Raw genomic sequence first — 9,614 nt, forward strand, 5'->3', positions numbered from 1 at the left:
TGCTATGACTGCTACGAACCGGCGATTGACCTGTGCGGTGGAACGGCCGTCCATGTCGGACTTGATCCGGCCGATTTTTCGGTCGACTGGAATCGCGTCAGGGATGCGATCTCCGCGAAGACGCGCGCGATTATCGTGAATACACCGCACAATCCCTCCGGCGCGGTGTTCTCTTCGAGCGATCTCGATGCACTAGCGGAAATCACCCGTGACTCCGACATCATTGTCATCTCGGATGAGGTCTACGAGCACATCGTCTTCGATGGCCGAGATCATCAAAGTGTCCTGCGCAACGCCGAACTCGCAGCACGCAGTTTCGTGATCAGTTCTTTCGGCAAGACCTTCCACTGCACTGGATGGAAGGTGGGCTACTGCGTTGCGCCGCCGGCTTTGAGCATCGAGTTCCGCAAGGTGCACCAATACCTTACGTTCTGTACGTTCACGCCGGCTCAGGTCGCATTGGCGGAGATACTGCAGACGTGTCCGGAGCACTACCTGGAGCTGCCTGCCTTCTATCAGGCAAGGCGCGAATTTTTCCGAGGCTTGCTGGCACCAACCCGATTCAAGCTCCTTCCGGTCGCCGGAGCATACTTTCAGGTGGTCGACTATTCCGCGATCAGTGACAAGGACGATTTCAGCTTCTGCGAATGGCTGGTCGCCAAGGCGGGCGTGGCTGCCATACCCATTTCCGCATTCTACGATTCGCCGCCCGCGGACATGCGCCTGATCCGCTTCTGCTTCGCCAAATCGGATGAGTTGCTGCGCACAGCTGCGCAACGATTGAGTGCACTTTGAGGCCAGTTTGATGACGCCACACCCACTGCAGGTTTCACTGGTACAGGGCGCCACCCGCTGGCATGACGCTGCGGCCAATCGCGAGTATTACGGCGCGCTTGTGCGCACGCTGCGCGGTCACAGCGATCTTGTGGTGTTGCCCGAGACTTTCCTGAGCGGATTCACCAACGACACCCTTGACCATGCAGAACAAATGGATGGCGAAGGTGTAAGTTGGCTGAGGAATCTGGCTGCCGAAGTTGGTGCCGTGGTCACCGGGAGCCTGGTGGTCAGGGAAGGGCAGAAGTGCGTGAACCGGTTGATCTGGATGTGCCCTGATGGCAGCCACGAACTCTATGACAAACGCCATCTGTTTCGCATGGCTGGCGAGCATGAGCGCTATACGGATGGCAAGCAGCGCCTCATCGTCGAACTCAAGGGTTGGCGAATCTGTCCGCAGGTTTGCTATGACTTGCGCTTCCCGGTCTGGTTGCGCAATCACCATGATCCTGCAAGTGGCCGCTTTGACTATGACCTGCTTCTGTTCGTCGCAAACTGGCCAGCGCCTCGGCGCAATGCATGGACCACGCTGTTGCAAGCCAGGGCCATCGAGAATCTCAGCTACTGCATCGGGGTGAATCGCGTGGGCGAGGACGGCAACGGAATCGCCTACGCAGGTGACAGCGCAGCCATCGACTTCACTGGCAACCCGCTGGCCATTCTGGGGCCACAGGAACAGGTCGTGAGCGTGACCCTGGATGCATCGACGCTTTCCGCATTCCGCCAGCGCTTTCCTGCGTGGATGGATGCCGACGCGTTCAAGCTAGGCAACTAGGAATCTCGTGCAGATTAGTTTGGCTGGTTAGCCCAGTTCCGGGATGACTGCCGAATTACTGGACGGCCCACACATGGCCTGACGCTTTCCTTGCTTTCCCAGGCGTCGAACAACGTTGGTACGTGATGGTTACGGGCTAATCTTCTTTTCTGATTCGCGCCGTTCCCCATGGGCGCAAGATTCCTCCCAGTAGGGTTCCGGCCCGAATCGTTCGACCAGAAAGTCGATCAGGACGCGAGTCTTGGCCGGCAGTGATCGCGTCTGTGCATAAACTGCATGGATGGCGACCGGCGGGATATACCAGTCGGCCAACACAGGAATCAGCTCGCCGCGCTTGATGTGATCGCCAATGATGAACGTGGGCAGCGCGCTGATCCCGTGACCCTCGAGAGTGGCAGCCGCGATGTAGTCGCCATTGTTGACCAGCAGGTTCCCGTGAATCCGTGTGGTGACGGTTTCCCCGTTGCGCTCCAGAACGAGTTCATCGCGACGCGTCGACAAGGTATAGATCAGCAGGTTGTGGCTCGACAGATCGGAAGGGTGGGTAGGTGTACCAGCGCGCTTGAGGTAGGCAGCGGAGGCGGTAAGGGTCAGGCAGGCGGGTGCAATGCGTCTTGCCACCAGCGAGGAGTCGGCAAGCTTGCCGATGCGTATGGCCATGTCGAATCCCTCGTCGACCAGATCGACGAGGCGGTCATTCAACTCCAGTTCCAGTTCGACAAGTGGAAAGCGCCGCTGGAACTCGGAGAATGCTGGTGCAAGATGGTGGACCGAGAACGAAATGGGTGCGCTTACGCGCATGCGTCCACGCGGTTCGACCTGCAGTTCCGCCGCTTCGGCTTCCGCCTCGGCCAGTTGGCCGAGAATGTCGCTTACGCGCTGGTAGTAGTTCTTGCCTGGATCGGTAAGGCTGATTCTGCGGGTAGTGCGATTCAGCAGGCGGACGCCGAGTTCCTCTTCGAGGTTCTGGATCAGCTTGCTGGCCAGTGCGCGCGATATGCCCATTTGCTCGGCACCTGCGGTGAAGCTGCCGGACTCCACGACACGGGCGAACAATTGCATGCCCTGGAACTTGTCCATCAGAGTATGTCCAGCACCGACTCGGGAGGTCGCCCGATCGCGGCCTTGCCGTTAGCGATGACGATGGGGCGTTCGATCAGGCGTGGATGCGCACAAAGTGCTGCGAGCAGGTCGGCGTGCCCGAGGCGTTCGTCGTGCAGGCCAAGGGTGCGATATTCCTCGTCGCCACGGCGCATAAACTCACGTGCGGTCAGTCCCAGCAGGCTCAGGATGCGTTCAAGTTCCTCCGGGCTCGGCGGGTCCTTGAGATAGTCGACAATCCTGGGTTGGATTCCGCGCTGGGTCAGCAGATCCAGCGTAGCGCGCGATTTTGAACAGCGCGGATTGTGCAAGATCACTACTTCACTCAAGGTTGCTGCTCCATGGGCATCAAAGCTCGACTTTGACGCGATCGCTTCGAGCTGGCAAGGCAGGCTGGCCAGGCATCGCGTGCGGGAGCGGATTTCGAGATAGCGGCGGACGATCTCAATAGGCCGGTGTGCCACCTCGCCCGGGAAGCCTGCCAAGTTCCCGCATGACGATGAATTGTTCGGCAGAATGGCGATCAGCAAAGCTAGCGATGGCGGAACCCGTTTCCGGGCCGCGCACTTCGTAGTGGTGCACCGCGCGGCCGTTTTCCATGATCCGGTCGAGCTGGTAGCCAAGAATGTTTGCTTCAGTGAGGCGCTGTGCGTGCATGGAGAATCAAGCCTGATTGCGATGACTGCAGAGCTTAAAGATTGCGTGTGTCGGCAGGGTTAACGGCTCGTTGCGTTCGGGTTATGGTTCGGTCTTCGGGACCTGGTTCGATTGCATTGTGTGTGACAGCACACAGTTCATTCGTGACCCTGTCGTCGGTAGCTGTGGCTAGCAATCCATCATTTGGTTGCCGAGCCCCTGCTAGAATGCCCCTCGATCGTCGCAGTGGCTATGCTGAAGAGCCTGTCGGCGTCGGGGCAGAACCAATCAATTTGCTCGATTCGGCTGGACAAACAAGGCTTCAAAAAGTCGAAACACATTGGGAGAGTTTAGATGAAGAGATTATTCGTCGTCGCCACACTGGCCCTTGCCGGGGTGGGATTTGCGGGAACGGCACTGGCACAGGGTGGAAAGCCTTCAGTAGGCGTAGCCGAGTTCAAGAACCAGACCGGAGCAGGTTGGTGGCGGGGAGGTGTGGGCTGGGAGCTTTCCGGCATGCTGTCCAATGAGTTGTCGAGCACGGGCAGTTTTCGCGTGGTTGAACGCGCAAAGCTGGAAAGCGTTCTTGAAGAACAGAACCTGGCCGCTTCAGGCCGTGTGCGCTCTGGCACCGGCGCAGACATCGGCAAACTGACCGGCGCACAGTACCTGGTCATGGGCACCGTCACCTCCTATGAGGAAAACACGGCCAGTACCGGTGGCGGCATCAGCTTCAAGGGCATCTCGCTGGGCGGGAAGAAGAGCGAAGCCTATATTGCCGTCGATGTCCGCGTGGTCAATGCAACGACTGGTGAAGTCGATTACTCTCGCACCGTTGAAGGTCGCACCTCCAGTGGCGGAATGAGTGTTGGCGTGTATCGTGGTGGTTTTGGCGGCGCACTTGCGAATGAGAAGAACACGCCGGCTGGCAAGGCCATTCGAGCGGTTCTGGTCGAAGTCACCGACTATCTCAGCTGCGTCATGGTTGAGCGCAACGGATGTGAATCCGACTATGCGGCCAAGGAAGCCAAGCGCCGTGACAGCAACAAGAAGGGGCTCAAGCTCGACTGACGAGTCTTGACCAGAGGGTGCTGTCGAAACGGCGCAGCGAAAGCTGCGCCGTTTCCAGTTTCAGGCAGTACAAAAAGCGTTTTGAACGGCGGGGGCACTCAGTCCTTCGAGCCCGGGCCACGTTGGTTGCCGCCACTCGGCTTGCGTCGACCGCCAGGGCGTCCACCAGGTGCCGCGTTGCCTCCGCGCGGTGCGGAGCTACCGCTACGGGGCGCCGAGTTGCCACCGCGTGGTGCGGCGTTTCCACGAGGGCCGCTGCCACGTCTGGAGTTTCCACCTGCCGCATCCCTGTTTGTGTTTCCGCGGTTGCCCCAGACACTCTGTTCGCGATTGCCGTCCGCTTGCGGGGCGCGATTTCCGCGTGCGTCGTCCTGGCTCGAATTTCCGCGTGGTGCCCGGTTCCCCGATGGCTCTTGTGCATCGCGGCGTCTGTTTCCCTGCGCAGGTGCCGCGCGCTGAGGATTACCCCGGAATGGACGGTTGCCATCGTTGATTTCGTGGCGTGGATCGCGATTGCCGTGGACTGCATTGCCGCTTGAATTCGGGTTTCCCTTGACCGGGCTGCGTCCACCGGCTCCGCGCTTGCGCGCGCCTGGCTGTGGCGAGTCCGGGAACCATGCTCGCAATACTGCCGGATTCAGGCCGGGATCGACATACTGCGAACCCTCGGCCTTGCCGGCTGGCGCACGCGGGCGGGATGGGCGCGGACCGCCGCCTCCGCGCGAACGCTTGCCCTTGTTGCCGGAAGGTGCGCGCCAGCCATCGTCGCGCATGCGGTCGAACTGGCCGAACTCACGAGCCTCTTCGGTGCGCGTGCTGGTCCACGCCTGCTGTGACTTCGGGTCCGGACGAAACTCGGTTGGCGAGTTGCGGCGCTGTCCGATGACCGGTGCAAGCGTCAGCGTGGCTTCCGGCTCGGCGGCACCACAGGCTTCCCGCAAGGCCTTGACCTGGTCTGCCTCGAGGTTGGCGCTCTTTTCGCGCTTGAGCAGCCGTGGCAACTCGACGTTGGCGTAGCGGACGCGCTTCAGGCGGCTGACCATCAGGCCGACCGCCTCCCACATGCGGCGAACTTCCCGGTTGCGGCCCTCACGAATGACGACGCGGAACCACGAATGGCTTCCGCCACGACTGATTACGGCGATCTCGTCGAAATGGGCAGGGCCATCCTCGAGATCGACACCGCTGCGCAAGCGTTCGATGACTTCGTCGGGAACCTCGCCATGCACGCGGCAAATGTATTCGCGCTCGAGCTCGGAGCTCGGGTGCATCAATGCGTTGGCCAGGCCGCCGTCCGTGGTCAGCAAGAGCAGGCCGGTCGTATTGATGTCCAGGCGCCCGACTGCGATCCAGCGTGCGCCCTTGAGGCGTGGAAGGTGCTCAAACACGGTCGGTCGGCCATCCGGGTCGTCGCGCGTGGTCATTACGCCTTCCGGCTTGTTGTAGACAATGACCTGGGCGTGTTCTGCAGTGTCGCTGATGACGACGAATTTCTTGCCGTCGATTTCGATTCGATCTCCGGCATGGACCCCCAGGCCCAGCGTTGCGACTTCGCCATTGACCTGCACTTCGCCGGCCTCGATGCGACCTTCAAGCATGCGGCGGGAACCAAGCCCGGCCGTTGCCAGCACCTTGTGCAGGCGTTCTTCGAGCGTGGAGGCTCCTTCTTCCGAAGTCGAGCGTTTTAGAGAAAGTACGTTGCGTACTGGGGATGTCATGTGTCTTGCTCCGAATTGCCGGAATCTTGATTTGATGCGGGCAGGGGCGGGGATCGGTTTGCCGATTCGTTGAGTTCTGCGGGATCTGGTTGTCCCTCAGCGTCTGTTTCTTCGCCGTCTTGCGGCTCTGCAGCGGAAACCTGCTGCGCGGAAATCGCGAGGATCTCCGGGTTGTTCTCGACGACGATCTCCGCGTTTTCGCTGCCGGGAGGGCCGAGTGAAAGCTGCGGGTCGAGGTCGTCGATGTCGCGGATTTCACCGAGTGACGGAAGCTCGTCGAGCGATCGAAGGTTGAAGTAGTCGAGAAATCCGCGAGTCGTGCCAAACAGGGCCGGTTTTCCCGGTGCATCCCGATGGCCCACCACACGAATCCATTCGCGCTCCTCGAGTGTTCTGATGATGTGGGTGGAAACTGCTACGCCGCGAATCTGTTCGATCTCGCCGCGCGTGATGGGCTGGCGATAGGCGACCAGCGCAAGTGTTTCGAGCAGGGCTCGCGAGTAGCGGCTGGGCCTTTCGGTCCAGAGCCTGGCTACCCAGACATGAACCTCGTTGCGGACCTGATAACGAAATCCGGAAGCGACTTCGACCAGTTCAATGCCACGTTCCTCGCAGTCAGCCTGCAGGGCCGCGATCGCGCGCGAGATTTCGTCATGGCTGGTAGCCTCGTTCTCTCCAAACAGCGCAAGCAGTTGGGCAGGACTGAGCGGGTTGCCGGCAGCCAGCAGGGCAGCCTCAATGATGCGTTTTAGCAGTTCGAATTCAATCATGTGCAGTCAGATTCAGTCGGCCGTGGCCAACGATTTGAGGTAGATGGGCGCTAGCGCCTCACCCTGTGAAATTTCCAGTAGCTGTTCCTTTGCCAGTTCGAGAATGGCCAGGAATGTGACGATGATTCCGTGGCGACCTTCAGACAGATCAAACAGCGACTGGAATGGGTGGAATTCGCCATTGCCGAGTGCGCGCAGCACATCGCTCATGCGGTTGCGCACCGAAAGAGCCTCGCGCTGGATCGCATGATGGCTGAACAACTCCGCCCGATTGAGCACGTCCTTCAATGCCAGCAGCAGTTCGCGCAGATCGACCGGCGGAGGCAGGCGGACGATGTTCTTGTCCGGGACATAGGCAGACGTGCCAGCAGTATCGCGCTCCATGCGTGGCAGTTCGTCGATATCAGCCGCTGCCTTCTTGAAGCGCTCGTATTCCTGCAGGCGACGAATCAGCTCGGCTCGGGGATCCTCCTCGAACCCTTCCGCTTCCGGTGGTCTCGGCAGCAGGAGCCTGGATTTTATCTCGGCGAGGATGGCAGCCATGACCAGATATTCGGCCGCCAACTCGAGCCGCATTTCTTGCATCAGATCGATGTAGTCGACGTATTGGCGTGTTATTTCCGCAACCGGAATATCGAGAATATCCAGGTTTTGCCTGCGGATCAGGTAAAGCAGCAAGTCGAGCGGCCCTTCGAACGCGTCAAGAATGACTTCAAGCGCATCCGGAGGGATATACAGATCCTGCGGCATCTGCAGTACCGGTTCGCCACGCACCAGCGCCAACGGCATTTCCTGCTGCTGGGGAACCGGCGGGAATACCGTCGTGGGTTCTTCTTGCTGGAGTTCGATTTCGGTAGTCGGGGTATTCATATCCGATCCGGTTGCCCGGCGCCTCACGGCGTGGGTCATGCTCAGATCTCGCGTGAAAAAGTCAGTCGGCCGCATTCATTGGCCTGACCACTGCGTGGCCGGCGACTGGACGCCGGACCCATGCCATCCACGGGCAGCACAGGTCGGAAACTCCGAACCGGGCCACTGTGGATCAACTAAAAAGCGCCCGCCGATCTGCCCGGCGGCACTGACATCCAACAACTGACAACGCCCGGTGCGAGCCGGAAAGAGGAACCGTCGTCTGGTTGCGTGCAGGCCAATCGCCTGAAAACCCGCCGGCGATCCCGCTCGGACCCAGGCGACATGCAACAACGTGGAAACCGGTTGTGTGGACGCCTCAAGCCCTCGTGCGCCGCAACAGCAGCGGGTGCAATGCCCCGCATTTCACTGGTTCGGACGCAAGACTAAGGCTTGTCGATGCGGAAGTCCAGCATGCTGGCCGGGTGTGCGGGGCATGCGGTTTTGCTGCGTGGCGGCTCTGCCGTCCCTGTTGGTCCTGAGTCGAGCACGGGCTGGCAGCAGCCTGGACCGGCCTGACGGAGGCGAATACCCGGCTTTCCTTGGGTGCAGGTATCTGCTGGATCGCAGCGCCATGAAGGTGGCAGAGGACAGCAAGCGAGGCGATTCTGGGCGACGGAGCTGGATTTACACGGCAATGGAGCAAATTTCGCCAAGCTGCGAGGCACCGTCATCGGCACCGATCAGCTAACATACGCGCCCCTCTTCGGTAGCCTTTTTCATGTGGTACGTCATTGTGGGTCAGGACAATCCGGGAACCCTTGAGCAACGCAAGGCCAATCGGCCAGAGCATCTGCAGCGGCTGGAGTCCTTGCGTGACCAGGGCCGACTGCTGGTGGCAGGCCCGTTCCCGGCAATCGATGCCGAAGACCCGGGAGTAGCCGGATTCACCGGTAGCCTGATCATTGCCGATTTCGCTGATCTGGATGCCGCAAAAGCCTGGGCGGCCGAGGACCCCTATCTGCGAGCGGGCGTCTACGCATCGGTTGATGTACGCCCGTTTCGCAAGGTGTTGCCATGATCGATCGTGTGGCGGCCATCCGCTCGTGTCTCGAGCAGACATTCGCTCCGGTCGAATTGACCGTGACAGACGATAGCCATCGCCACGTCGGTCATGCAGGAGCACGTGATGGTCGTGGGCACTTCAGCGTTCGTCTGACCAGCTCCGCGTTCGAGGGCAAGGCACCGCTTGCGCGGCACAGGGCGGTTTATTCGGCCCTCGGCGACCTGATGCAAACTGATATCCATGCGTTGTCCATTGACGCAAGAACTCCCGAGGAAACCCGATGAAAGCCATTTCCATGCCGAAACTGCCGCTACTTCTGATTGCGATGTCGTTGACACTATCGGGCTGCGGCGGGGACAAGGGGAGCCCGGCGCTCCCGACCGGCCTGCCCGTCGTTGAAACAGTCAATGGCCAGCCGGTTGAGCAAGTCCTGCTGGATGTTCTCGCGCGTGAGCGCAAGCTTGACTTGAACGTCCCTGACCAGCGTGCTGCAGCACTCACCGAGTTACGCGACTACATATTGCTCGGCCAGGCCGCGACGGCCGAAAACTATTTTGATGATCCGATGTTCGCCGCCGAGGTCGAGATCAACCGGCTACAGGGAATGGCCAACGCCACCCTGGGGAAATTCCGCAACAGTGCCCAGGTCGACGACAGCGTGCTCAGGACCGAATACCAGAACCAGCTCGAAAAAGTCGGATCCTCGGAATACGATTTCAGCCAGTTGCTGTTCGACAACGAGGATGACGCACTGAAGGCCGCCGGCGAATCGATGAACCAGCCGTTCAATGAAG

General features: G+C 60.2%; 12 protein-coding genes. 6 read left to right on the top strand and 6 right to left on the bottom strand.

All coding sequences use genetic code 11. The features are described from left to right. Nucleotides 1–795: methionine aminotransferase (locus WBP53_RS06815; RefSeq protein ID WP_423927241.1), on the top strand; the 795-nt coding region annotated here is incomplete at its 5' end. A gap of 10 nt (nucleotides 796–805) precedes the next feature. After that, nucleotides 806–1,609 (top strand): amidohydrolase, encoded by an 804-nt coding sequence (locus WBP53_RS06820; RefSeq protein ID WP_423927243.1) that lies wholly within the window; start codon nucleotides 806–808, stop codon nucleotides 1,607–1,609. Between the two features lie 129 nt (nucleotides 1,610–1,738). Here the strand turns inward: WBP53_RS06820 and WBP53_RS06825 are convergent, their stop codons facing one another. The 3 genes from WBP53_RS06825 to WBP53_RS06835 form a co-directional block, all read right to left on the bottom strand. Beyond that, nucleotides 1,739–2,689, bottom strand: a complete 951-nt coding sequence (locus WBP53_RS06825) for a LysR family transcriptional regulator (protein ID WP_423927245.1) — start codon at nucleotides 2,687–2,689, stop codon at nucleotides 1,739–1,741. Then, a complete protein-coding gene (arsC, locus tag WBP53_RS06830) occupies nucleotides 2,689–3,039 on the bottom strand; it encodes an arsenate reductase (glutaredoxin) (protein ID WP_423927247.1) in 351 nt (116 codons plus the stop codon). The genes WBP53_RS06825 and arsC overlap by 1 nt, the downstream gene beginning before the upstream one ends. A 115-nt stretch (nucleotides 3,040–3,154) precedes the next feature. Continuing rightward, nucleotides 3,155–3,367, bottom strand: a complete 213-nt coding sequence (locus WBP53_RS06835) for a hypothetical protein (RefSeq protein WP_423927249.1) — start codon at nucleotides 3,365–3,367, stop codon at nucleotides 3,155–3,157. Between the two features lie 333 nt (nucleotides 3,368–3,700). On the opposite strand from WBP53_RS06835, the gene WBP53_RS06840 reads away from it, so the two are divergent. Then, on the top strand, nucleotides 3,701–4,417 hold the full coding sequence (locus tag WBP53_RS06840; RefSeq protein ID WP_423927251.1) for a CsgG/HfaB family protein: 717 nt from the start codon (nucleotides 3,701–3,703) through the stop codon (nucleotides 4,415–4,417). 98 nt (nucleotides 4,418–4,515) lie between these two features. Here the strand turns inward: WBP53_RS06840 and rluB are convergent, their stop codons facing one another. Genes rluB through WBP53_RS06855 form a run of 3 tightly spaced genes read right to left on the bottom strand, consistent with a single transcriptional unit; the run spans nucleotide 4,516 to nucleotide 7,775 of the window. Next, on the bottom strand, nucleotides 4,516–6,135 hold the full coding sequence (gene rluB, locus WBP53_RS06845) for a 23S rRNA pseudouridine(2605) synthase RluB (RefSeq protein WP_423927253.1): 1,620 nt from the start codon (nucleotides 6,133–6,135) through the stop codon (nucleotides 4,516–4,518). Then, the gene (gene scpB, locus WBP53_RS06850; protein WP_423927255.1) at nucleotides 6,132–6,905 is read right to left on the bottom strand and encodes an SMC-Scp complex subunit ScpB; all 774 of its coding nucleotides are present in this window, start codon (nucleotides 6,903–6,905) and stop codon (nucleotides 6,132–6,134) included. Before scpB ends, rluB begins: the two co-directional genes overlap by 4 nt. 12 nt (nucleotides 6,906–6,917) lie before the next feature. Next, entirely contained in the window at nucleotides 6,918–7,775 is an 858-nt protein-coding gene (locus WBP53_RS06855) for a segregation and condensation protein A (protein WP_423927257.1), read from the bottom strand. A 760-nt stretch (nucleotides 7,776–8,535) separates the two neighbouring features. Here WBP53_RS06855 and WBP53_RS06860 point away from each other — a divergent pair. The 3 genes from WBP53_RS06860 to WBP53_RS06870 all read left to right on the top strand — a co-directional run. Next, nucleotides 8,536–8,835, top strand: a complete 300-nt coding sequence (locus tag WBP53_RS06860; RefSeq protein ID WP_423927259.1) for a YciI family protein — start codon at nucleotides 8,536–8,538, stop codon at nucleotides 8,833–8,835. After that, nucleotides 8,835–9,104 (top strand): BolA family protein, encoded by a 270-nt coding sequence (locus WBP53_RS06865; protein WP_423927263.1) that lies wholly within the window; start codon nucleotides 8,835–8,837, stop codon nucleotides 9,102–9,104. The genes WBP53_RS06860 and WBP53_RS06865 overlap by 1 nt, the downstream gene beginning before the upstream one ends. After that, on the top strand, nucleotides 9,101–9,614 hold a 514-nt coding region (locus WBP53_RS06870), incomplete at its 3' end, for a hypothetical protein (RefSeq protein ID WP_423927261.1). The genes WBP53_RS06865 and WBP53_RS06870, both read left to right, overlap by 4 nt.

The organism is Dokdonella sp. (assembly GCF_049593775.1).
GTDB lineage: Bacteria > Pseudomonadota > Gammaproteobacteria > Xanthomonadales > Rhodanobacteraceae > Dokdonella.